Here is a 22,317-nt window from a genome sequence, read left to right on the forward strand (position 1 = left end):
AGGGAGTTTTGTTCATGGAAAAACACTGGTGGCAAGAAGCAGTCGTCTATCAAGTTTATCCGCGAAGTTTTCAGGACACAAATGATGATGGAATTGGTGATTTGAACGGCGTAACTGAACATCTCGACTACATTAAAAAATTAGGGGCCGACGTGATTTGGCTGAATCCAATTTATCAATCACCGAATGATGACAATGGCTATGATATCGCAAATTATGAAAAAATTATGACTGAGTTTGGCACGATGGCCGATTTTGATCGGCTATTGAAGGTAGCTCACGACAAAAAACTAAAAATTATGATGGATTTGGTGGTTAATCATACTTCTGATGAACATCATTGGTTTATGGAAAGTCGTAAGAGCAGAACCAATGACTTTCGGGACTATTATATTTGGCGTGATCCTAAAAATGATGCTGAGCCTAATAATTGGCAAAGTGCCTTTAGTGGCTCTGCTTGGCAATTTGATGAGCAAACGGGGCAATATTATCTGCACTTGTTCTCAAAAAAGCAACCTGATTTGAATTGGGATAATTCAGATGTTCGAAAATCGGTATTTGAAATGATGCGCTTTTGGCTTGATAAAGGGGTCGACGGTTTTCGAATGGATGTAATTAACCTGATTTCAAAGCCGGAAGGATTACCTGATGTGAAAACAGAAGGACAAGCGAATTTAGCAGCTAATGGGCCTCACGTGCATGATTACTTAAAAGAAATGAATGAGCAAGTTCTGTCAAACTATGATGTGATGACAGTGGGGGAAACTCCGAATGCCACAACGAGGGATGCAATTCGTTATACTGGTTTTGACAGCCACGAGCTAGAGATGGTTTTCCAGTTTGAACATATGGGTTTGGATGGTAATGAAAATCCAGCCTTGGGAAAATGGAGCACAAACTCCGTTAAGCTTACGGATTTAAAACAAGTTATGTCGAAATGGCAAATTGATTTAAATGGTAAGGCATGGAATTCGTTGTATTGGAATAACCATGATCAGCCTCGTGTGGTTTCTAGATTTGGAAACGATCAAGCCAAGTATCGGGTGTTATCGGCCAAAATGTTGGGCGCAACGCTGCATTTTATGCAAGGAACTCCCTATATTTATCAAGGAGAGGAACTTGGAATGACCAATGCCAAGTTTAAGAATTTGGACCAATATCAAGATATTGAAAGCTTAAATGCGTATCATGAATTCGTTGATCAGAAACAATTAACCACGGCTACCGAGATGTTGAAGTATTTACAGCATTCTTCTCGTGACAATGCACGAACACCGATGCAATGGGATGAAACCGAAAATGCGGGCTTTACCAAAGGCACACCATGGTTGGCTGTCAATGCTAATTTCACAAAAATTAATGCCGCTCAAGCTGTCAATGACGAGCAATCTGTGTTTAATTTTTATCGAAAAATGAATCAGTTACGTAAACAGTATGACATCATTGTCTATGGCGATTATCAATTGTTAGACCCGGATGATGACCAAGTTTGGGCGTATACTCGTCGCCTAGAGGATCAGGATCTCCTAGTGATTAGTAACTTTACAGAACGGACAGTGAAACGCTGGTATGACCTGAGTCAACAAAGTAATAAAGTTGAGTTAATTGGTAATTATTCAGATGATCAAAACGAAACGTTGCGGCCATATGAATGTAAGGTTTATCTCATTCAATAGTTTTTTTGACTTTTCGCATGCATTTTGAATAATTAGTTGTATAATGATACTTTATGAAATGAAATCGCTGAGAAATCAGTGTAGGAGGTTTGAAATGCTTTACCAATACCCAACATTAGCAAAAATTAATGAAACAGGACAATCAATTGAAGTGAGCAGTCAAAGTGTGATTCAGAGCCTGCCAAATTTGGCCGGTGTAGATTATTTTGTGAAAGATAAGAATCGTCATGATTACTATGTCTTTATTGATTGTGGTGAGCAGGGTGGAGCAGTTGTTCATACCGATAACTACAGTGATTTAGGGTTTGTTTTGATTGAGACACCACTATCCGATTTTTATCTAGATATCGATCCTAAGACAAATCTAAACGAAATGTATGATGGGGCTGGAATCGTAACTGATTTTACTGATGCAGTGGAAGAAGACGAAATAAAAGCGGTGTTGACCAAATATCAAAATGCCTCTGATGAAGAGTTGGAAGCAAGTGACGTTTATCGGGAATTGGATAAATACGTCAGCAAGTACCTAGAACTGGATGAAGAGACTGAAAAGAAAATTAATCTTTCGATTATGCGAGTAGCAATTCTGAAACTCACGCAAAGTGGTGTGGAAGAGTAATCTAAAAAACAACAAAAGCGATCAATTCAGAAAATCTGAGTTGATCGCTTTTTATTTTGGAAAATTATTAGTCGTTTATGTTATCTTCGGTGGTGTCTGTAGATGATTCATCATTTTGAAAATCAGGAATTAAATCTTTGTCGTTTAACTGAAGAAGCAAATTGTAGAGCGCCCCATAAAGATTAGCATCACTCTTAAAGTTAGCAGTTAAAATTTCCGGAGCATCTAAGGTTTTTCTTAATAAGGTATTTTCATCGCGTAGTAGTTGTAATTGATGCTTAATTTCTGGAACCAGAATGCTCTCACTACTGATTCCGCCACCAATCACATAGCGGCTCAGGTCCAAAACTGCTTGGGTATTTATTATAATATAGGCAATTCTTCTGCAATATTGTTCGAAAATTTGGCGCGCCTGTTCTTCTCCATTTTGAATTGCCTTAAAGACCCGCATGCCGTCTGTACGATCACCAAAATCAAGGGCAGTGGCAATCTCATCAATCATCTGGACTGCGGAACCTGCAGTAAACATTAAATTGTTGGGATCGTCGGTAGTTCCATTAATTTGCGAAAGCATAAAGCTAAGTTCGCCACCTTGAGCGTTTGCCCCGTGCCAAAGCTTGCCATTTAAAACAATGCCACCTTCTACGGAAGTACCTAAAATAATAGCAGCTCCGTTTTGGATATCTTTCAGATTTCCCAGCCATAATTCTGCCAACGCTGCTGATTTACCGCTATTTTCCATACTGACAGGTAATTTATAGCGTCGGGTGATAATTTTTCCTAAGCTCAAGCCATGCAGCATTGGAAGAGCTCCGCCATGGTAAATGATTTGTTCTTTTTGGTCGATTCTACCAGGCACACTAAAAGCTACTCCTTTAATGTTAGGAAGCACTTCATTAATGACTTCGTAGATTTTTTTCAAGAAACTGTCCACACTATCGCGGGGCGTATTAAATTTGGATTTTACCTTTAAACTACCACTATGATCGATTAACGCATATTTGGTGTAAGTTGCACCAACATCGATGCTGAGGTAATCCTTTTCTGGTTTGTAATTCATTAATAATTGCTCCTTCTTTAACTCATAATGCTATTATAGCGCAATTGGTAGCGATGTCACAATTAACGGTGGATATTACATAATAGTATGTAGTGCGGGTAGTTGATCTAGTTATTTTCTTACAGAACGATCCAATTTTTGCCTTACGTGCCTTAAATTAGCAGCGTGACATATTTTGAAATTTAACGGGATTTTATTTGCTATTCTGGTGTAACCCTTTATACTAATAAGTAACTAAATGCGTAATTAAATAGTAGGGAGAAATGTATGAAAACAGCAATTGTAACGGATAGTTCGGCTTATCTTACTGATCAGCAGGTTCGTGAAAATGACGTTATCGTCGTCCCAATTACGGTAATTTTTGGTCAAGAGATGCTCTTAGAAAATATTGATATTGATGATCAGCTGTTCCATGAAAAGCTTCAAACTTCAGGACTGATGCCTTCAACAACTCAAATTACTTTGGGGCAGATGCAAGAAGTGTTTGATAAGTTAATTGCAGAGAATTATGATGAAGTAATTTGTATTCATTTATCTAGTGGAATCACAAGTTTTATTGAGAATTTAACCGAATATGCTAAAAGTATTACGGAAATTAAAGTGTTACCATTTGACTCGCGAATGACCAGTCAAGGGGAGGCCAATATGGTGCTATTGGCTGCTAAGTTACGACGAGAAGGAAAAACAGGGGAAGAAATCATTCCCTTTTTGAAGCATCTTCGAGAGACGACAAAAGTTGACTTTATGGTGGATAATTTAAGCTTTTTGATGCGGTCTGGGAGGATTACCAACCGATCCGCAATTATGGGCAACCTGTTACGCATTAAGCCAATTTTGGATATGAATGAAAAAGGTCAGATTGTGATTCAAAGCAAGGAGCGTACGCGGAAACGCGCTCTCCAAAAAGTTTTGGAAAACTTACATTCAGATTTAGATCGAGGCGCTGAAGATTTTCGAGTTTCTATCATTTATGGTGTGGATCATGAATTGAGTGCTAAATGGGAAGAAACCATCCAGCAAGAATTTCCCGCTGCTCAATTTGAGAGCAATCAATTGGGACCAGTAATTATGTCACACACAGGCGAAGAAATTGTTGGTGTGATCTGGGGTAAAGACTGGAAGAAAATGGGTAATGAGGATTAAATAAAAGAATTGGCAAAACTCATCTCGAGTTTTGCCAATTCTTTTTGCTTACAATTTAAAATTCTTCATACACCGCAGGGTCTTGATTTTTATTGCGGCCATCTGGACGATCCAGATTAGTAATTGCTTCCATTTCTTCTTCAGTCAATTCAAAGTTAAAGATATGGAGGTTTTCCCGTTGGCGTACGCTAGAACTAGACTTTGGAATTGGCAGAACGCCTAATTGAATTTCCCAACGGAGAATTACTTGTCCCACAGTTTTATGATGGGTGTCGGCAATTTTTTGAATGACCGGGTCCTCTAAAACTGAACTTGCGCGTCCAAGAGGACTCCAGGCTTCAGTAATAATGTGATGATCAGCGTCGTATTCTCGTTGTGGTCCTTGGGAGAAATAGGGATGGAGTTCAATTTGGTTTACAGCTGGGGTGACACCTGTTTCATCAATTAAGCGATCAATATGTTCTGGTAAAAAGTTAGAAACGCCAATTGAGCGAATTAGGCCCCATTTTTTGGCATCTATTAAAGCCTTCCAAGCCTCTACGTAGTGATCCTCCTTTGGATTTGGCCAATGAATGAGGTACAAGTCAAAGTATTTTAAGCCGGTTTGATAAAGAGATTCCTGAATAGTTTCTAGAGCTTCATCATACTTGTGATGACGGCCTGGTAGTTTAGAAGTAATCATAATTTGTGAGCGGGGAATATCACTTTGACGAATAGCTTCACCAACTGCGCCATGATTTTCATAGTTGTAGGCTGAGTCTAATGCGCGATAACCATTGTCTAAAGCGCTCCGAAAGGCATTGACACCAGGAGCTCCGTTTAATTTGTAAGTACCAAAGCCGATCTGGGGAAAAACAGCCCCGTCGTTTAGTTTGAGTTGTGGAATTGCATGGCTCATAGTTAACATCTCCTAAATTTAGAATAATTGATTAATGAAAACGCTCTATAGTTTATAGCATAAGCCAAATTAAGGATGCATGCAAAAGATAGTCTCGAAAGTTTACTTGCCTATGCTAAAAGAGGTAGCAGAATTTTACCAGATATCATATTTAATATAAGCAATAATAAATGATGATCATAAGCAGTTCTCTTGAAACGAGCAATGGAAATTTGCTATGCTAACCTTGTAGATAAATCCCATCTTGGATGGTGAAAAGTCTATGTTGGCAACTAAGTGATCACTAGTTGAAATTGTTGGTATCTAGACAAAAAATAAAGGAGTGAACAGCGATGTTTGGATGGCTATGGGCTTTAATTATTGGTGGAATTATCGGAGCAATTGCCGGTGCACTTACAAGTAGAGATTTACCAGCAGGGTGGATCGGAAATATTGTCGGTGGATTGGTCGGAGCATGGTTAGGCCAGTCCTTGTTAGGTACATGGGGACCCCAATTAGCAGGAATGGCACTGGTTCCTTCTATAATCGGTGCAATTGTTGTTGTATTAATCGTTTCTGCAATTTTTGGGATGAGAAAGACAAAATAAAAGTAAACGAAGTTGGTCTACTAATCAGGAATTTTTTTGAAAATTACGAGGAGTCCAGCAACCGAAATTTATTTACAGTCTTGCTCAAAATTTTATGTTTTAAATCACAAAAAAACGTCCTTCAGCGGTTGCTGAAAGGGCGTTTTTTAGGGTCTCTGTCAAACTGTATTGGTAGAGATTTTTGAAGGCATGTTCACTTCGGTGAATGTGCTTTTTGTTTACTCATGAATTAAACTGATACGAATGAAGAAGCTATGAATATTTCGAAAACCAAAACAGCTACGCTTTAATACCTTGATTTTACGATTAAGTCCTTCAATAGGACCGTTAGAATACGGATAACGACAACTGTTGAGCACTGCTGAGCCGTTCTTAACGAAGGTTGAAATGGTGACGTCCATTTGATTACCAGCTACTTGGTAGTTGGTAATCAAATTTTTAAATTCCGTGGCATCCTTTTGGTGAATAGCGGTTAGAATGCCTTGATAAGTTTGATACACAGTTTTGAATTCTGGAAATTCATCTAAGGCAAGGTCGATGGCGTTCTGTTGGGTCATATACTCGTTAATGCCTCGTAAATAGATAAGCTTAGTGTCATTGATTTTCTCTTCTGCCAAATGAAATAAACGCCATTGAGATTTAAGGATGCGGTAAATGCGTGAATGCTTATCTTGAAAAGTACGGATAATACGTGTACGTTCATTGTCTAGTGCACGACCAGCAAGCTGAATAATGTGGAAACGGTCAATAATCGTGACAGCATTCGGGAATAAACGATGAATAAAGCTAGCATATTCGGCGTTCATATCAATAGTAATTGTTTGAACTTTCGCACGTTCTTGAACTGAATAACGAGCTTCAAAGTAATCAATGATATCCTTACTGAGACGATCTTTGAGGGTCACAATGCGGCGATGACTAACGGCATCGCAACAGTTAAAGGACATTAGATGATTACAGGAACGAAATTCATCGAAACAAAGATTTGGCGGAAGTTGCTTAACACGGTAAGCCAAGTGAATATTTGCATTTAAAATACGTTGAACACTACTTGGTGAAATGCCACAAATTTTAGCGATTTCTTTACTGGTCAGCATGTCACGAGCTAGCACAATGACCTGATGTTTAACATTGTGGGTAAAAGTTTCATTACGTCTAACGAGGTTAGTTTTAGCTCCACAGGTTTTTAAACAATGTTGGCATTGATATCTTTGTCGTCTTAGCTGCATTTCATAACGTCCGCCTGATAAGGTTCCCAACCTTAGATGACTAACGTGGGTACCGTTTTTAATTAGACTTTTATGGCCACAATGGGGACATTTCACAAGCTGATAAGAAAGGTTGGCGTGAACGACATGAATTCGTTGTCCATTCGGGCAACGTTTCTTGGTAACACCAGTTACGGTTATATTTGGGTCTGTCATTTCAAACAAGCTTAAGATAGAATTAGTTAGGGACATCTGTTTTTCCTCTTTTCGATTTTGTTTGGCGATTAAATCGTAGCACAAAGAGGACAGATGTCCTTTTAATTTTCAAAATAAAAACTGGTATCAGTTATTCACCAATACCAGAAAGTGTAGACCCGTTTTTTAGTTGTTTAAGCATGTGCGTGTGACACGTCGGCAGCTGTTTCTTCGCCGTAATTTGTTTCTTCTTTAATAAGACGAGCACGTTCTTTTTTGTTATACCATGGAGATGTTGTAAATGCCAAAACATCATTGATCAAGTAGATTGAGCTATTTACAAACATGGCAAGTGTTGCTGATCCTTGACGGAATGAAATGAACCAGAGAACCATTTGAGCAAGTCCTGAAGCAACCCACCAGAAGTATTGGTTGTTGAAACGTAGGAAGCAAATCACACCAGCTGTTAAACTGATCGAGAAGCTAATTGCATCAACCCAAGGACGAGGATCGTTGGTGAAGGTTCCAATTAAGTATCCTGAAACAAAGTAAACAACGATGGTTGAAGCAATTGCGACAAACCAAGTTTTACCAGTGAACTTACGAATCTTAGAAACCATGTTGACGTTCCAGCTTGAACTCAATAAAACAGGTAAATCAAGGGTGACAACATAAGCCAATTGTTCAGCCATACTTAGGTAGTTTTTGGCGGCTAAACCAGTTACAATAAAACAAATTGCTGATAAAATTCCTAACCAACCGTTAACAGATTTAGCAGCGTTAATTGCTAAAATACATAAAACACCTAAAGTTGTTCCGATGAAAGTTGTGATGGTTAAAGCTGTGATTGGGGCACTGACTAGAGTCATAATCTGACAGCCAAGACTGAAGAAAAATAGATAGTAGTTTTGTTGAGGCCACCCCTTCAATTGATGTGCCAAAAAGTGTAAATAATTAGACATTTGCTTCTCTTCCTCTCTTGTTTCTATGTATATGGCCATATACTATATGTTCTGATTTAAAAATCAATCAACACTATATATTGTATTACGAAATAAATTAAATGAAAGACTTGAATTTAATTTTTTTTTGGTGTAAGGGAAACAAAACGATAAAAGATGAATAAGTTTTAAACTTTTCTTTTGGTTAAATTCCTTCTAAAATGAAGATAGAGAAGTGAGGTGAAGAGGATGAATTTCAGCTATTGGGGCAGTATTTGTTTAGCTGTTTTTGTGACATTATGGTTAACTGATCGACGTCGTTTTTTAAATGGCTATTTTTTTACTGCTAGTGTGATATGCTTTTTCTTTGCCGGTTGGCAGTGGCTTGAAGCAACACAAGCTCCCTGGATGCAAGTGTTATTAATGATTAGCAGCTTGGCGTTTACAATAATTATTCCGATTGCTCTGGCTCTTTTTGCGTTAGCTTGTATTATTTATAGTCGGCGATTAATCCAAGAAGTTGGCGTTCATCCGGGATATCGATTGTTGGAAATGGTTGGTTTTATTATTTTAGCAATGTTTTTTCTTACCTTACTTAATTTATTTATGTTTCATAGTTCACTGCTTTGGGTTTTATTGGGGATATTTTATTTATGGACAGCGTATTTCATGATTGGTTTTATTTCATACGCAGTAGCTTCCGTTCTCGATGAATTGCCAGTTCGTTATGCAGTGGATTTTATCGTCATTTTGGGGGCGGGCTTGTTGCCTGATGGAACTGTTTCTAAAATTCTGCAAAAACGCCTTGATAAGGGAATTGCTATTTATCGAAAACAACTAAAACGTGGTGGTCATCCTCAATTTGTGGTTTCTGGTGGTCAGGGGACTGATGAGATTATATCTGAAAGCCAGGCGATGAGAGATTATTTGATCGAAGCTGGAATTTCAAATTCGAAAATTATTCAAGAGGACCGATCTACATCTACTTATGAAAACTTGCGATTTTCGCAAATCTTGATGACAAAGGAAAAGGTCTTTCACCGAGCCGTTTTTGTAACCAATAGTTTTCATGTCTTTCGCGCGGGTTTAATTGCTAAACAGTTGAATTCTACGATGACGGGAATCAGCGCACCTACAACCATGCACTATTTGCCGTTTGCAGCATTTCGAGAATATTTGGCTTTAATCGTTATGTTTAAATGGATTAATGTTTTGGCATTGATTATGACAACTCTGTGTTATTTAACCTACTTGTTAATAACGCATTAGGGGGAACATGGTATAATGTAGCCAAGGAGGAGAAAATCATGACCTTACAATTAAAAATAAAAAAAAGCCTAGTTGGCGTAGTTGCAGTGCTGATGTTAGTTTCCTTAGCCGCATGTAGCAGCACCAGTAAACAAAGTGGAAATGCACACAGTTCTTCTACATCATCTAAGTCCGAAAAAACTAACCAACAAAAAGCCGCCGTTTTATATATGAAAGCTCAAAAACAAATTGAGGATGGCAAAACCGATAATGCGTTGGCAACGTTGAAGTCCGCCCAGAAACTTGATGAAACAAACGGAAAAGTTAGTGAGCTGTTATCGAATGTCCAAAATTATCTTGCTGCTAAAGAGGCGTTGAACAATGGCGATACAACGTCAGCAAATTCTAGTTTAGCCAAGATTACCTCTGAGCAAGCGAATAGCTCAACGTTAAAATCACAAGCCAAAAGTTTGGGAGATCAAGCGACTCAATTACAGAATGCCAAAAAATATTATCAAAATGCCTATGACGCCGTTTCTAACGGGTATTACGAGACCGCAACTGCAGATCTTGCCTTACTTAATAATTTGTCATCAAGTATCAGTGGGGTAAAAGCCTTACAGGATCAAGGGAAAGCTTTAACTAGTCAGATTAATTCAGCAACTAGTAATTCGTCTGCTAGTCAAAACTCAAGTTCCAGCACAACAACCAGTTCATCTTCAGAACCAATTGGCAATTTAACGGATAAGGAAACAGATTCGGTTATTTCTTCGTTCCAGAGTGCCGCCGGAATTGCAAATCAGGCGGGTCTCTCATATGGAGTAAACCAGATTGGCACTAATTATTACCAGATTGAAGTGCGTCAAAATAATTCATCTAATACAGTTGGAAGTTTGACTGGCATGTATCGATATAATGCCCAGACCGGCAGTGTTTCTAAATTGAATACGATCAGTGGCGTTTATGAAAAATAGTTTATTTAACTAACCTGTACTATCTTAACCAGACATAATCTGTGTGGTTGGAATAGTCAGGTTTTTTATTTTGATAATTTTTATAGTCCAAAACAGAAAAGTTCATTATTTTCAATATTTTTCTAGAAGATTGGTCAAGTTGATCAATCTTTTTTTGCAAACGATTTACTTTGAAATACATAACAGCCTTATTGTATTTATAAGAGAATAATGAGCATTTATCTTCCATTGGTCCTTTTTTTTCGATATGCTTAAATTATCAAACAGAGAAGGAAGTGAAGCTAATGGAACCGGATTTGAAGGATCCTCGTTATTTATACCATGAGGATGGTTTTGAAAAGCAGAACCAAGAAACACCTGCTCTTCAAGCCGAAATGAAGCCAATTCCTGATTGTGGTGAAAACAGTTATCGTGGAAATCACAAGTTAGAAAATCGGCGTGCCTTAGTTACAGGTGGTGATTCTGGAATTGGACGGGCCGCAGCAATTGCACTAGCCCGTGAAGGCGCTGATGTAGCAATCCAGTACTTTCCTGGAGAAGAACGTGATGCACAAGAAGTTGCTCATTACATTGAAGAAACAGGGCGTAAATCATTGTTGCTGCCAGCTGATCTTCGCCAAGATGATGTTCCCGCAGAAATTGTGCGAAAAGTGTTGGCAGAGTTTGGTGGACTAGATACCTTAATTTTAAACGCTGGTCAGCAAATCTCCCAACCTTCAATTGAAGAGCTCCCGATTAAACAAGTTCAGGATACTTTCCAGGTGAATATTGTCTCGATGTTTGCCCTAGTTCAGGAGGCTTTACCACATTTGCCGCCAGGCAGCAGTATTGTGACGACAACTTCGATTCAGGCTTTTAATCCCAGCGCGCATTTAATGGATTATGCCGCAACCAAGGCAGCCATTGCTAATTTTACAGTCACTCTTGCCAAGCAACTGGCTGACAAGGGGATTCGAGTTAACGGTGTAGCGCCTGGCCCAATTTGGACACCTATTCAGCTAGATCAGGGGCAACCCAAAGCTGCCCTTCCAAAATTTGGTCAGGATTCATTATTAAAGCGGGCTGGACAACCAGTGGAGTTAGCGCCAGTTTATGTTTTCTTAGCTTCGAATGAGGCTAGTTATGTGACTGCCCAAATCTACGGGGTGACAGGTGGAGAAGCCATTAATCTATAGGAGGACAAAGTTATGAACAAATGGTCCAAAACGTTATTTATTATTTGTTCGCTAGTGCTTCTGCTGCTTTGTTTGGTGGTTATCTCTTTAACATGGCCGTGGGGATCTAGCTCGATGTTTTTAAACGCAATTAGAGAATTCTTCTTTACCAATTACTATGCCCATAGCGCGCTTTTCTGGTTGGCATTAGTGATTGCGGGTCTTTCTCTAATTATGCTGATCGTCGTTGTATTTTTACCACACAACAAGACAACGTTTAAACTAAAAGATGACCGAGGAAAATTAACTCTTCATAAGAAAGCCATTGATGGTATTGTGCGATCAATGCTTAACGAAAAAGATTTTATCGGTGATCCGAAAGTAAATACGACGGCGACTAATCGGCGGATTCAAATTAATGTTAGGGGCAATATCAAACGCACCTCAGACTTGGTAGATCACACACAAGAGTGGTCAAATCGGGTAGAGGAGCGTGTGCAGAATTTAGTTGGCTCTAATCATAAAGTTAAAGTGAAGGTGAAGCTGGAACGTTACCAAACAAGAGGAACTGCTACATCTTCCGGCCAGCCCCGCGTAGAGTAGGAGGACTTACATGCAAGAACTCATTGATAAATACAAACTTTCCATTATCGGTGGCATTATTGGTTTGATTTTGGCGGTATTATTGGTCACAATCGGATTTTTCCAAACTCTTTTGCTAGTTATTTTAGTAGTTTTGGGTGTTGCCGTCGGGATGTATGTAGATAAAACAAAGCTATTGGAAAAATACTTGAACAACAAAAACTAGGAGGAATTTAATCATGAAGGAAAAAGACGTAATGCAACCAAACAGTAAGAACGGTATTCCTAATGGAAATAACGTAAAAAACTCAGGGCGACCAACTTCATCACAATCAAATAATGATCATCAAAATGATGTGTCAGTAAAAGGTGAGTTAACTTATGAAGATAAAGTAGTGCAAAAGATTATTGGCATTGCTTTAGAAGAAATTGATGGTTTATTAACCGTTGATGGGGGCTTCTTCTCTAACGTCAAAGACAAACTGGTTAATAACGACGATGTGCGTGCCGGAATTAATACAGAGGTCGGTAAGAAACAAGTAGCCGTGGATATGGATATTGTGGCGGAATACGGTACAGATATTGAAGATATCTTTGAACAAATGAAAAAAGTGATTACGCGCGAAGTAAAAGAAATGACTCATCTTGAAGTCATTGAAGTAAATGTGAACGTGGTGGATGTCAAAACGCGTGAAGAGTACGAAAATGACAGTGAAACCGTTCAAGATAAAGTAAAAAGTGCGGCAGACACGACAGGTGATTTTGCCTCCAGAAAAACGAATGATGCCAAACGGGCGATGAATCAAGGTCGTCATAAAATGGACGAAAAAAGAGAACCACGAGTAGAATAAAAGTAAGTGAATAGGGCTTGGAAGACAAACGCTGGTTTGTTTTCCAAGCCCTTTTTCTGTGCATACGCAATGGAGATGACAAAATGGTCACAAAAGGATTACTAATGAAAGCAATACCAAAATTTTAGGCTCTTTGTCAAATCCTGTTGATAGATGAATTTGGGACACTGTTAGAAGTTATGCAACTTCTAACAGTGTCTTTTTGTTTGGTTTGGTTCTCATTTGTTGTAATTTAACTCTTGAAACTAAGTGGTGATAATTTTGGAAACCGAAGGCAGTTCTTTGAATTTGCTTAATCATTCTATTGATCCCTTCAATTGGACCATTAGAATACTTTGATTCACTGGCATTGAGGACTATTTCAAGATTCTTTTTAAATGTGGTTAAAACATCTTTCATTTGCGAGCTAAGCTTATCGTTGTTATATAAATATTGAACAAGACCATCTTTGTCGTGATTTTTAAGACATATCATAATGCCTTGCATGGCGTTATAAGTATTTAACAGTCTTTCATCAACATCTAGACCTAACTGAACTCTTTCGAGTTGAGTTACTTGTTTCCTAAGGTGTCGATCGAAAAATGTTTTTTTAATCTCAAGCTCATCGAAGTGTTTTAAATAAAGTTTCCAGGAGAATTTAAGCATCCGATATTCCTTGGATTGTTTCTTGTATTCTTTCATAATTTGAACGCGACTTTGGTTAAAAGATCTAGTCATCATCGCAACAATATGAAAACGATCGACAATTATTTTGGCATTTGGAAATACCAATCTGGCGATATCTTGATAGTAACTATTAAGGTCCAGAGAAACTGTCTTTACTTGCTTTCTAGCGGTGCTGTCAAACTTATTAAAGTAATCAATAATAGTTTGTTTAAAGCGATCCGGTAGGATCTGTTGAATTTCATGATCACCATCACCGTTAATACAAAGAAAGTGGAAATCGCCGCCAACACCACGAAATTCATCCATAGATAAGTGCTCAGGTAAAGAATGATAATTTCTCCGAAATAGATCATCATAGTTGTCTAAATAGCGACAAACGGTACTGGGAGAAACACTATTGTCTAAAGCAATACTAGTCTGAGTACGATCATCCTGAAGATGCATGAATATTTTTTGTCTGGTAGCTTTGGAAATATTACAATACTTATTGACGAGGTCTGTTGTTGCCATTACCGAGTTTCCACAATTTTTACAGATTAATCGTTCTTTATGAAGTTCAAGATAGACGGGCTCACTAGCGTTGGCCGACGGATATGAAACGCGTGACACATAGTGTCCGTTATGACTAAAGTTTTCAAAACCACATTGAGGACACCTTGTATAAGTGGCTTTTACATTGGCAACATAGACTTTAGCAGGTTTTGATTTTATGAATTGATGCTTATAACTGAAAAAAATAACATTTGGGTCTTTAATACTGAGTGAAAATTTTATATTATTATCTATAGGGTTCATGGTTTCTCACATCCTTTGATGATGCTGTAGTGGGTGGATTTTTTTGTGTGTGGGGACCTGTGGGCCTCTTTTTTTTTCAAAAAAATCCTGTTAATAGATTACCACATTGGTAGTTCATCAACAGGAAAAAGTATAGAGCCAAATTTTATGGTAAGGTAGAAGGTGAAAGTAAGAGACAGAACGCAAAAAAGGTTGAGGTGAGAACGGAAATTATGTATAAGGCGGATTTATTAGAAAAAACGCAGCAAATCTTATTCAAAATAATAGAAACACTTTACTTAAATGATGGTCCCGTTTCAAAACAAACTTTGACGCAAAGCTTCAAATTATCGCCAGCTACTTTAAAACGTTATTTAGAGGATTTGCAAACTGATGTACAGCCCTTAATTGATGAAAAAAAGGTTTTATTTACGATCGGAACTAACACAGCAGAGTTTGAGTTGATTCAAAATTTTGCCTTAGATGACTGGGTTTTTAAACGTTATTTAAAGGAATCACCTAAATTTCAAATTCTGATGACTTTATATGAACACGGAAATGTCACAAACTTTCGATTACAAAATGAGCTGAGTATGAGTGAGGCCTCTTTGTATCGCGCGGTAAAGCAACTGAACAAGATTCTGAAAGAATTCGAATTATCTATTCATAATGGGCGTGTTCAAGGTAGTGAATTACAAATTCGGTTTTGCTACTATACATTATTTCAACTAACAAATTATTTCCCACCCAAAATGAGTTTTGATATCGATAAATTTATCGATGAGCTTCAAGAAGGTCTCCATTTCTATTTTCATTCAGAGGCGGTTCATCGGGTTGATTCATGGTTAATCATTTCACAACATCGCCTCGAGTCTCAATCTGAAATGAATGTTGAAATTCCCAGACGTGTTAAAGAACTATATAAGAAAAATGAGTTATATCAACAAGTTCGTAGCTGCTATCATGAAGCCTTTCATATGCGATCGGCTGAAAAAGAGCAATTTGAGGCGGAAGCTTTGTGTGTGCTGTTAATTAGTATGTCCATTTTTAACAGTAAAACCAATGTGGCGCGGCGCTTCTATGATATTTATAGTTCTCAAAAAACGCAATTAGCGGATTTTGTGGAGGAGATGAATCACACCATTACCGGTACTTTGAAAGTAAGTCGAAGCCAGTGGCCCTTTGAATTAATGAAATTAGTATTTGATATTTGCGCACGACCATTCTGTTTTAAGGGGAATCTAGAATATATGGATGAAATTTACGCGAAGTACTATGTCCATAATTTCTTTACTCAAGAAGCTAGAACGGTTGTTAAGGAACTTATGCAAATTTTTAAAACGCATGCCTCCGTTTCGCTTCGTTCCTTGATTAAACAAAATGAGGTTTACTTTCAGCGCCGCTTATTATTTGTTATTCGTGATTTTCGATATCAACAAAAAAAAGATATAGATATCGGGGTGGATACAACATTTGACTACTATATTAGCCAATTAATTATCGATTCTGTACGTCAAATTTTCAAAAAAGAAATTCGGGTAAAAGTGACCTATTGCAATAATCCCTTTATGGTTGTCAGATGAAATAATATAATTCATCTGATTATCATGGAGGGCTTTTTCTATGCCTAGATCTAAATACACAGCGGCTGAAAAATTAGCGATATTGACGGAATTTAAACAGTCAAACTTATCTTTAGGTAACTTTGCCAAACACAATAAGGTTGCAACCCAAACTGTGAAAGATTGGCAAGTAAAGTATCAAAGTGGCGGGACCGAAGAGCTTTCCGAAGCCCATCATAACAAGCATTACTCTAAGGAGTTAAAACGGGAAGCCATTAGTGATTTTTTGAATGGTGAAGGCACGTATCGTGAAATAGCTATAAAGTATGGATTACGATCAACGACTCAGATACTCAATTGGGTTTCCAGGTATAATAGGGATAAACAAATAACGGCCTCGCCGTTTAGAAAGCAGGTCCCTATTATGAGTCGTAAAACCACCTTTAAGGAACGTATTGAGGTTGTCGAATATGTGACAAGACACAAACATAGTTATGCTGAAGCAGCCGAACATTTCGCTGTTTCTTATCAGCAAGCACGCTCATGGGTACTTAAAACAAAACAAGCTGGCTATGAAGCTCTGATTGATAATCGTGGACATCATAAACAACTAAGTGAACTAACTGATTTAGAAAAAGCTAATTTGCGAATCCGACAACTAGAATCAGAGTTGAAAGATAAAGAACTTATGGAAGCCTTCATAAAAAAATTTCAAGAAATTCAGCGCAGGGAGTGAATAAACAGCATCGACTGGCATATCAGGCCATAAGTGAAGTCAGTCAGGGGAAACAAGGAGCGGTCACCAAACTACTTAAAGTTGTCGGCGTAAGCCGTCAAGCTTATTACAAAGGAATTAATCGCCAAATAACATCTTGGGAAAGACAAGATAAAGTACTTAAGGAGCGTGTCCAATACTGGTTTGATTTTCATTTTCAAGGAATAGGAGCTGGGAATCTTCTTACTAACCTAGAAAAAGATAACCAAGTCACTTTTGCTGTGACACTTAAACAAGTGAAACGAATTATGCGTGAACTCGGATTACGCTGTGAAATCAAGGTTAAGAAACATAATCGGGTTAAACAGTCTGATCAATATATCCTGGATAACACTTTAAATCAAAGCTTCAAAGTTACGGCACCTAATCAAGTTTGGTTATCAGACTCAACTGAATTAACCTACGGTGTAAATGGTGAGCACAAGGTACGTTTAAGTGGTGTCTTAGATTTATACGGGCGAAAACTGTTAGCCTACAATCTAAGCCTGACGGAGACTAGTGCAGCCGAAATTCAAGTATTTCAGCGAGCTTTCAATCAATTTAGTAATGCTCATCCATTAATTCACACAGATCGAGGATCTGCTTATACTTCTGGAGCTTTCAATAATTATTTGGCTCGTTATAACGTGACACGTAGCATGTCAAGACCAGGCACTCCATACGACAACGCTCCGATGGAACGTTGGTGGAATGAATTTAAACTTCGTTGGATGGCTCGCCATCCGTTGGCAAAAACTTATGAAGAACTAGTAAAACTTGTAGAAGATGGAATATATTATTTTAACCACCATAACCGTTCAGCAATAAGAAATGGCCTCACTCCAGATGAATACTGGAATGAAGCCATTTAGAAACAAACTTAAATTTATATTATTTCATCTGTCAACTTGACAGGGCCTAGTGCATATTATCAACCTGGGAATGCTTATGACTTAGTTTTAACAAATTATCATAAGGAACCATATGATGATACAGACTATACATATTGGTTGACAAACCTAGGTACCAAGCATGATTTGGAGCTAATAAAAAAGATTGTAGAAACCAATTTTTATGCACAAACACCGGTGCATCATTTGATGTTAAAATAACTAAATAAACTTATAAAACCAAAAAGTGCTAATTATCGAAGCTGATAGTTAGCACTTTTTCTGTATTTTAGGTATTAATACGCATGTTTATTATTGTTGTCAGTTCCATTTACTATCAAAAATAATTAGTTAACTAAAAAAAATTGAAATCGCTGTCATAGATATCCTGTTATGATTATCTTGTAAAAAGGAAGTGGAATTCTACAAAGAGAGGTGATGGTTGTGAAAAGAATTCTTAAGTCATTACTTGTATTTGTTACTTTGGCTAGTATTTTTGGATTCTATAGTCATCGGAACACTTATGCAGAAGAAGCCGATCCAATGTTTAGTCTCACCGTTGCAAAATCCTCAGTGAATGTTGGGGATACGGTCGAGGTCAAGGCTACTCAGCTACGAGAATTGACAGCGGATTCGGAGAACTTTACTTTAGTGGTGCCAACGGGGATGAAACTTGACCAAACAGCGCTTAAGCAGAATGGTCAAGCAGCAAGTTTTCAGTCACACCAGGAATCAGACAAGTTGATTCTGACAGTAACAGGTCAAACAGCTAAAAGTTTTACAATTCCGCTAGTTGCGGAAACAGCCGGAACATTTTCAATGAGTGTTTTGAGTGCAGATCAATTAGTTACAAGCAACGTGGTGCAAACAACTGCGATAGCTGCACCAGTGGAATCATCAAGTTCCTCTGCATCAGATACGCAGGCCGATTCGACAAGCTCTTCAGCAATTTCCGAGAGTTCATCAACCGCTTCCAGTAATGCAGAACAAACAGAGAGTAACTCAAGCGCCGACGTCGTTTCGGAAAGTAGTTCTTCAGAAACAAACGCAGAATCTTCATCAAGCTCAGCAGAGAAAAAAGAATCTGCAGTCAGTTCCAGTTCTGAATCAAAGAAGAAAATTTCGGGGAGATCATTAACAACTGCGTCTATTGCTTTGGATCAAAGTAATAATATAGTTCAGCTTTCTTATCTTTATTATTACAACCAGAGTACAGGACAACCAATAAGCGGCTCTATAAAGGATTCTGATAAAGAAGCTATTAAAGTGACTTATAAGGTAGTAAAACAGTCAGGTAATGGACCTGAAGCCCCAAATTCTAATGTTGAGCAAAGCTTTGGTACGATTAATACAAGCGGTGGCGGTAAATCAGACAAATTTAGTTATATGATTCCTGCTAAAAATCTACCAACATATAGTAGTTCAATAGTAGGCTCGGTTTACAGATTAGTTGTTACATTTACAGATCCTGCAAAGAATATTCGTAACGCCAATTTTCGAATTGTATATATTGCTGGTGAGTTAACCCTCACTGCTCCAAGCAACATTAGTTTTGGAACAGATCTAGACGCTGCGGCTACAGGAACAAAAGTATATATGCCAAAATCAGTCACCGGAAATGCCTTGGCGGTAAAGGATACACGGACCATTCCATCAGGGGTAATAATGAACGGGTGGAGCGTAACAGCCACATTGTCTAAGCAAATGACAAGTACAACAAGTGGTGGTGTTCTCACAAATAGTCTCCATTATATCAATGACGGAACTGATTATACGTTAGGAACAGCAGCAGCTCCGGTAAAAAGTTTGGCAAAAGCCGAGCCGAATACCACGACCAATATTTCTGGTGCTTGGGATAGCAAAAACGGGCTAGCTTTTGAACCCACAGCCGGGCAACCAGTAGCTGGAGAATCTTATGCTGGCGCGGTTACTTGGACTTTGCAAGATACGCCAGGAAATTAGCAAAGGAGATGAGGTCACGTGAAAAGAGGTTTGCTACTCACAATATTGACGATTACGTCAATGTGTTTGATAAATTCACCGATTCGCGGTGATACCCATGTCTCAGAGGTTACGTCGGAAGGGCGCGTGGGTTTTACAAAAGTTGATCCACCAGCACCGGTGCCAGTTGATCCAACAGATCCACCAAGCAAAGTACCAGCAGAAAATTTAGTACCCGCCAAAAAGGTGCCAACAAACAATGGATCAGATACAGAGATTCAGTCAACGGTTCCAGTTTCAACAGCAAAGAAGCAACAATTCTTACCGCAAACTGATGAACAATCAGATGGAATTTTACAAGTGTTTGGTAGTTTAGGATTTGTCGTAATTGGTTGGTATTGGATGAAGAAAAGATCAGGTAAGCAGGCACGGTTTTAAAAAATAATGTGATGTAAGTTGATAATAGGATTTTGCTGAAAGCACAATAAGTATTGAAAATGAAAAGGAGCCAGTCCGACTAGCCGCTTTAGCGGTGTAGCGAGGATGGACATCCGTGTTGATAGTAGGATTTTGCGAAAGCAAAATAGACATTGAAAAATGAAAAGGAGCCAGTCCGACTAGCCGCTATAGCGGTGTAGCGAGGATGGACATCCGTGTTGATAATAGGATTTTGCTGAAAGCAAAATAGACATTGGAAAATGAAAAGGAGCGATACTCATGATTAACAAAAAATTATTACTCTCAGTTCTTAGCGTTGGTACTCTTGTTTTAGGAGCGGTTGCCCCGGTTACAGTTTTGGCAGCAGAAAGCCGAGTAGAAAATTCTACAGCAACAGCTACTTTTACAGAAGATAACACAAATCCAGTTGACCCAGTTGATCCAGGAAATCCAACAGATCCAACAGACCCAGAAATCCCCGGAACCGGTGAAACCGGACCATTAACAATTGATTATGTTTCTAACTTTGACTTTGGGACACACCCAATTCCAACTTCAGATACAACTTATACAGCAAAGGATTCTACAAAAGCCGATGGGACCGAATTTGCGAACTATGTGCAAGTCAGTGATCGTCGCGCTGGAACCCCTAAAGGTTGGAGTTTAACGGTTAGTGAAAATGCACAATTTAAAGACACTACAGGTAGTGAATTGAGTGGTGCTGCACTGAGTCTTGGAGTAGGTACAGACAAAACAGCTTCTACTCAATATCCAGCATCAAATGATACAGTTGATTCAACAACAACCACAACGGCATTAGCTCCAGATGGCTCAACAACAAGTGTTATGGATGCTGACGCAGGTGGTGGTTCTGGAACATGGCTTGATGTTTTCGGAGAAAAAGGTGCTTCAACAGTTAAACTAATGGTTCCAGCCGCAGCTCATCCAAATGCAGATAGCTACAGCACAACATTAACTTGGAGCTTAGCAGATACACCAACAAATTCTTAATCTAAACTGGTAAGGGGGTCGTCACTGTGAAACGCAAAAATTTATTCTTGATTTTAATGACAATGGTATTGGGGATATTACTAACTATCCCAGTCTCTGCAAGTGAACTAACTTTTGGGGTAGAAGCCAATCTACCAAAAAATCAAGTAGATAAAAGTGTTACGTACTTTGATTTAAATTTAAAGCCTGGAGCTACACAAACTGTGACAGTAACAGTAACTAACAGTTCTAAAAAACAGGTTAAAATTGAACCCGAGGTCAACACAGCGACGACCAACTTGAACGGGACAGTTGAGTACCAAAGGGTTGCCAAGAAAAATTTTGATACAAGTTTAAAATATTCTTTGGCAGACTATGTCAAACCAGTGGAAAAAACAGTTGTTTTAAATGCTAAACAATCTAAAAAGATTCACCTAAAAATTACAATGCCCAAAGAAAAATTCAATGGTGTTATGGCAGGGGGATTGCGGCTTCAGGATAAAAATTCAGCAATTACCAAAAAAACGAAAAAAAGCAAAGGGACAACGGTTCAAAATGAGTATGCTTATCTCATTGGAGTAGTGTTACAACAGAATTCTAAAAAGGTACAGCCAGACATGAAATTGGCAAGTGTCAAACCTGGACAAGTTAACTTACGGAATGTGATAAATTCCAAGCTGCGAAACGTGAAATCTACGTACCTCAACAAGTTATCCGTAAATGCGAAGGTGACAAAAGATGGCAGCTCGAAAGTGCTCTATCATCAAAAAACGGCAAACATGCAAATGGCTCCCAATTCTGTATTCAGTTACGGTCTCCAATTAAATGGGCAAAAGCTAAAAGCGGGAAAATACGTGATGGACATCACGGCTAAATCTAAAAAACAGACTTGGCATTTCAAGAAGACGTTCACCATTACCCGTGAAAAAGCAGCTAAATTGAATGCTAAAGATGTATCGATTAAAGAAGATTACACCTGGATCTACATTCTCATCGGCGTACTCATCATCCTTATCCTAATTGCCATCGTATTTTGGCTAATTAGAAGAAAGCTAAAAGCTAAAGAAGCCGAAAATGAAGCTCTTCGGCAACAGCTAAATAAGCACGAAGAAGATGAATAAGTTTGCAAAGAACCATAATTAAAAAACAGCCTACGTAGGCAAGTT

General features: G+C 38.4%; 22 protein-coding genes. 17 read left to right on the plus strand and 5 right to left on the minus strand.

All coding sequences use genetic code 11. The features are described from left to right. Positions 1 to 14: 14 nt before the first annotated feature. Both ACLHK8_RS08495 and ACLHK8_RS08500 read left to right on the plus strand, forming a co-directional pair. Complete coding sequence (locus tag ACLHK8_RS08495; protein ID WP_063697979.1) at positions 15 to 1,676, plus strand: glycoside hydrolase family 13 protein; 1,662 nt, start codon at positions 15 to 17, stop codon at positions 1,674 to 1,676. Between the two features lie 94 nt (positions 1,677 to 1,770). Further along, entirely contained in the window at positions 1,771 to 2,295 is a 525-nt protein-coding gene (locus tag ACLHK8_RS08500; protein WP_063697977.1) for a hypothetical protein, read from the plus strand. Positions 2,296 to 2,362: 67 nt separating this feature from the next. On the opposite strand, the gene ACLHK8_RS08505 is transcribed toward ACLHK8_RS08500, so the two are convergent. Further along, a complete protein-coding gene (locus ACLHK8_RS08505) occupies positions 2,363 to 3,355 on the minus strand; it encodes an ROK family protein (protein ID WP_063697975.1) in 993 nt (330 codons plus the stop codon). A 267-nt stretch (positions 3,356 to 3,622) separates the two neighbouring features. On the opposite strand from ACLHK8_RS08505, the gene ACLHK8_RS08510 reads away from it, so the two are divergent. Next, positions 3,623 to 4,498: a DegV family protein gene (locus tag ACLHK8_RS08510; RefSeq protein ID WP_057773206.1), complete on the plus strand. Its 876-nt coding sequence runs from the start codon at positions 3,623 to 3,625 to the stop codon at positions 4,496 to 4,498. A 55-nt stretch (positions 4,499 to 4,553) separates the two neighbouring features. Here ACLHK8_RS08510 and ACLHK8_RS08515 read toward each other — a convergent pair whose 3' ends face one another. Further along, on the minus strand, positions 4,554 to 5,396 hold the full coding sequence (locus ACLHK8_RS08515) for an aldo/keto reductase (protein ID WP_063697973.1): 843 nt from the start codon (positions 5,394 to 5,396) through the stop codon (positions 4,554 to 4,556). Positions 5,397 to 5,728: 332 nt separating this feature from the next. On the opposite strand from ACLHK8_RS08515, the gene ACLHK8_RS08520 reads away from it, so the two are divergent. Continuing rightward, positions 5,729 to 5,983 carry a GlsB/YeaQ/YmgE family stress response membrane protein gene (locus tag ACLHK8_RS08520; protein ID WP_057773210.1) on the plus strand — a complete coding sequence of 85 codons (255 nt, stop codon included), beginning with the start codon at positions 5,729 to 5,731 and terminating at the stop codon, positions 5,981 to 5,983. A 218-nt stretch (positions 5,984 to 6,201) separates the two neighbouring features. On the opposite strand, the gene ACLHK8_RS08525 is transcribed toward ACLHK8_RS08520, so the two are convergent. Both ACLHK8_RS08525 and pnuC read right to left on the minus strand, forming a co-directional pair. Then, complete coding sequence (locus ACLHK8_RS08525) at positions 6,202 to 7,491, minus strand: ISL3 family transposase (RefSeq protein ID WP_320531992.1); 1,290 nt, start codon at positions 7,489 to 7,491, stop codon at positions 6,202 to 6,204. 89 nt (positions 7,492 to 7,580) lie between these two features. Next, on the minus strand, positions 7,581 to 8,348 hold the full coding sequence (pnuC, locus tag ACLHK8_RS08530) for a nicotinamide riboside transporter PnuC (RefSeq protein WP_057773211.1): 768 nt from the start codon (positions 8,346 to 8,348) through the stop codon (positions 7,581 to 7,583). Between the two features lie 228 nt (positions 8,349 to 8,576). Here pnuC and ACLHK8_RS08535 point away from each other — a divergent pair, with 228 nt between their 5' ends. From ACLHK8_RS08535 to ACLHK8_RS08560, 6 genes are all read left to right on the plus strand, one after another. Continuing rightward, on the plus strand, positions 8,577 to 9,596 hold the full coding sequence (locus tag ACLHK8_RS08535) for a YdcF family protein (protein ID WP_063698699.1): 1,020 nt from the start codon (positions 8,577 to 8,579) through the stop codon (positions 9,594 to 9,596). Positions 9,597 to 9,634: 38 nt separating this feature from the next. Beyond that, positions 9,635 to 10,549, plus strand: a complete 915-nt coding sequence (locus tag ACLHK8_RS08540; protein WP_057773216.1) for a hypothetical protein — start codon at positions 9,635 to 9,637, stop codon at positions 10,547 to 10,549. Between the two features lie 284 nt (positions 10,550 to 10,833). Then, positions 10,834 to 11,724, plus strand: a complete 891-nt coding sequence (locus tag ACLHK8_RS08545) for an SDR family oxidoreductase (protein ID WP_057773218.1) — start codon at positions 10,834 to 10,836, stop codon at positions 11,722 to 11,724. A 12-nt stretch (positions 11,725 to 11,736) separates the two neighbouring features. Further along, positions 11,737 to 12,306 carry an alkaline shock response membrane anchor protein AmaP gene (amaP, locus tag ACLHK8_RS08550; RefSeq protein ID WP_063698697.1) on the plus strand — a complete coding sequence of 190 codons (570 nt, stop codon included), beginning with the start codon at positions 11,737 to 11,739 and terminating at the stop codon, positions 12,304 to 12,306. Between the two features lie 10 nt (positions 12,307 to 12,316). Then, positions 12,317 to 12,511 carry a DUF2273 domain-containing protein gene (locus tag ACLHK8_RS08555; RefSeq protein WP_063698695.1) on the plus strand — a complete coding sequence of 65 codons (195 nt, stop codon included), beginning with the start codon at positions 12,317 to 12,319 and terminating at the stop codon, positions 12,509 to 12,511. 13 nt (positions 12,512 to 12,524) lie between these two features. Next, a complete protein-coding gene (locus ACLHK8_RS08560; RefSeq protein WP_231908633.1) occupies positions 12,525 to 13,136 on the plus strand; it encodes an Asp23/Gls24 family envelope stress response protein in 612 nt (203 codons plus the stop codon). Between the two features lie 177 nt (positions 13,137 to 13,313). Here the strand turns inward: ACLHK8_RS08560 and ACLHK8_RS08565 are convergent, their stop codons facing one another. Next, a complete protein-coding gene (locus ACLHK8_RS08565; RefSeq protein WP_320531993.1) occupies positions 13,314 to 14,597 on the minus strand; it encodes an ISL3 family transposase in 1,284 nt (427 codons plus the stop codon). Positions 14,598 to 14,809: 212 nt separating this feature from the next. Here ACLHK8_RS08565 and ACLHK8_RS08570 point away from each other — a divergent pair, with 212 nt between their 5' ends. The 7 genes from ACLHK8_RS08570 to ACLHK8_RS08600 all read left to right on the plus strand — a co-directional run bounded on the left by ACLHK8_RS08570 (position 14,810) and on the right by ACLHK8_RS08600 (position 22,272). Then, the gene (locus tag ACLHK8_RS08570; RefSeq protein ID WP_434520303.1) at positions 14,810 to 16,159 is read left to right on the plus strand and encodes a helix-turn-helix domain-containing protein; all 1,350 of its coding nucleotides are present in this window, start codon (positions 14,810 to 14,812) and stop codon (positions 16,157 to 16,159) included. 40 nt (positions 16,160 to 16,199) lie between these two features. Continuing rightward, positions 16,200 to 16,874, plus strand: a complete 675-nt coding sequence (locus ACLHK8_RS08575; protein WP_434520304.1) for a transposase — start codon at positions 16,200 to 16,202, stop codon at positions 16,872 to 16,874. Next, positions 16,871 to 17,764: an IS3 family transposase gene (locus tag ACLHK8_RS08580; RefSeq protein ID WP_063696711.1), complete on the plus strand. Its 894-nt coding sequence runs from the start codon at positions 16,871 to 16,873 to the stop codon at positions 17,762 to 17,764. The genes ACLHK8_RS08575 and ACLHK8_RS08580 overlap by 4 nt, the downstream gene beginning before the upstream one ends. Positions 17,765 to 18,226: 462 nt before the next feature. After that, the gene (locus ACLHK8_RS08585) at positions 18,227 to 19,744 is read left to right on the plus strand and encodes a hypothetical protein (protein ID WP_434520305.1); all 1,518 of its coding nucleotides are present in this window, start codon (positions 18,227 to 18,229) and stop codon (positions 19,742 to 19,744) included. An 18-nt stretch (positions 19,745 to 19,762) separates the two neighbouring features. Next, entirely contained in the window at positions 19,763 to 20,161 is a 399-nt protein-coding gene (locus ACLHK8_RS08590) for an LPXTG cell wall anchor domain-containing protein (protein WP_156486353.1), read from the plus strand. A 279-nt stretch (positions 20,162 to 20,440) separates the two neighbouring features. Next, positions 20,441 to 21,172 carry a WxL domain-containing protein gene (locus tag ACLHK8_RS08595; RefSeq protein WP_063698465.1) on the plus strand — a complete coding sequence of 244 codons (732 nt, stop codon included), beginning with the start codon at positions 20,441 to 20,443 and terminating at the stop codon, positions 21,170 to 21,172. Between the two features lie 26 nt (positions 21,173 to 21,198). After that, the gene (locus ACLHK8_RS08600; protein ID WP_320531994.1) at positions 21,199 to 22,272 is read left to right on the plus strand and encodes a DUF916 and DUF3324 domain-containing protein; all 1,074 of its coding nucleotides are present in this window, start codon (positions 21,199 to 21,201) and stop codon (positions 22,270 to 22,272) included. The last annotated feature ends 45 nt before the right edge of the window (positions 22,273 to 22,317 follow it).

Source organism: Pediococcus sp. M21F004, from assembly GCF_051122535.1.
GTDB lineage: Bacteria > Bacillota > Bacilli > Lactobacillales > Lactobacillaceae > Pediococcus > Pediococcus inopinatus.

What these genes read in the sequence shown, in the direction of transcription:
- ACLHK8_RS08560 (WP_231908633.1), top strand. Translation starts at nt 12,525, where the DNA reads ATGAAGGAAAAAGACGTAATGCAACCAAACAGTAAGAACGGTATTCCT.
- ACLHK8_RS08510 (WP_057773206.1), top strand. Translation starts at nt 3,623, where the DNA reads ATGAAAACAGCAATTGTAACGGATAGTTCGGCTTATCTTACTGATCAG.
- ACLHK8_RS08495 (WP_063697979.1), top strand. Translation starts at nt 15, where the DNA reads ATGGAAAAACACTGGTGGCAAGAAGCAGTCGTCTATCAAGTTTATCCG.
- ACLHK8_RS08570 (WP_434520303.1), top strand. Translation starts at nt 14,810, where the DNA reads ATGTATAAGGCGGATTTATTAGAAAAAACGCAGCAAATCTTATTCAAA.
- ACLHK8_RS08565 (WP_320531993.1), bottom strand. Translation starts at nt 14,597, where the DNA reads ATGAACCCTATAGATAATAATATAAAATTTTCACTCAGTATTAAAGAC.
- pnuC (WP_057773211.1), bottom strand. Translation starts at nt 8,348, where the DNA reads ATGTCTAATTATTTACACTTTTTGGCACATCAATTGAAGGGGTGGCCT.
- ACLHK8_RS08555 (WP_063698695.1), top strand. Translation starts at nt 12,317, where the DNA reads ATGCAAGAACTCATTGATAAATACAAACTTTCCATTATCGGTGGCATT.
- ACLHK8_RS08535 (WP_063698699.1), top strand. Translation starts at nt 8,577, where the DNA reads ATGAATTTCAGCTATTGGGGCAGTATTTGTTTAGCTGTTTTTGTGACA.
- ACLHK8_RS08575 (WP_434520304.1), top strand. Translation starts at nt 16,200, where the DNA reads ATGCCTAGATCTAAATACACAGCGGCTGAAAAATTAGCGATATTGACG.
- ACLHK8_RS08505 (WP_063697975.1), bottom strand. Translation starts at nt 3,355, where the DNA reads ATGAATTACAAACCAGAAAAGGATTACCTCAGCATCGATGTTGGTGCA.
- ACLHK8_RS08520 (WP_057773210.1), top strand. Translation starts at nt 5,729, where the DNA reads ATGTTTGGATGGCTATGGGCTTTAATTATTGGTGGAATTATCGGAGCA.
- ACLHK8_RS08540 (WP_057773216.1), top strand. Translation starts at nt 9,635, where the DNA reads ATGACCTTACAATTAAAAATAAAAAAAAGCCTAGTTGGCGTAGTTGCA.
- ACLHK8_RS08545 (WP_057773218.1), top strand. Translation starts at nt 10,834, where the DNA reads ATGGAACCGGATTTGAAGGATCCTCGTTATTTATACCATGAGGATGGT.
- ACLHK8_RS08515 (WP_063697973.1), bottom strand. Translation starts at nt 5,396, where the DNA reads ATGAGCCATGCAATTCCACAACTCAAACTAAACGACGGGGCTGTTTTT.
- ACLHK8_RS08500 (WP_063697977.1), top strand. Translation starts at nt 1,771, where the DNA reads ATGCTTTACCAATACCCAACATTAGCAAAAATTAATGAAACAGGACAA.
- ACLHK8_RS08595 (WP_063698465.1), top strand. Translation starts at nt 20,441, where the DNA reads ATGATTAACAAAAAATTATTACTCTCAGTTCTTAGCGTTGGTACTCTT.
- amaP (WP_063698697.1), top strand. Translation starts at nt 11,737, where the DNA reads ATGAACAAATGGTCCAAAACGTTATTTATTATTTGTTCGCTAGTGCTT.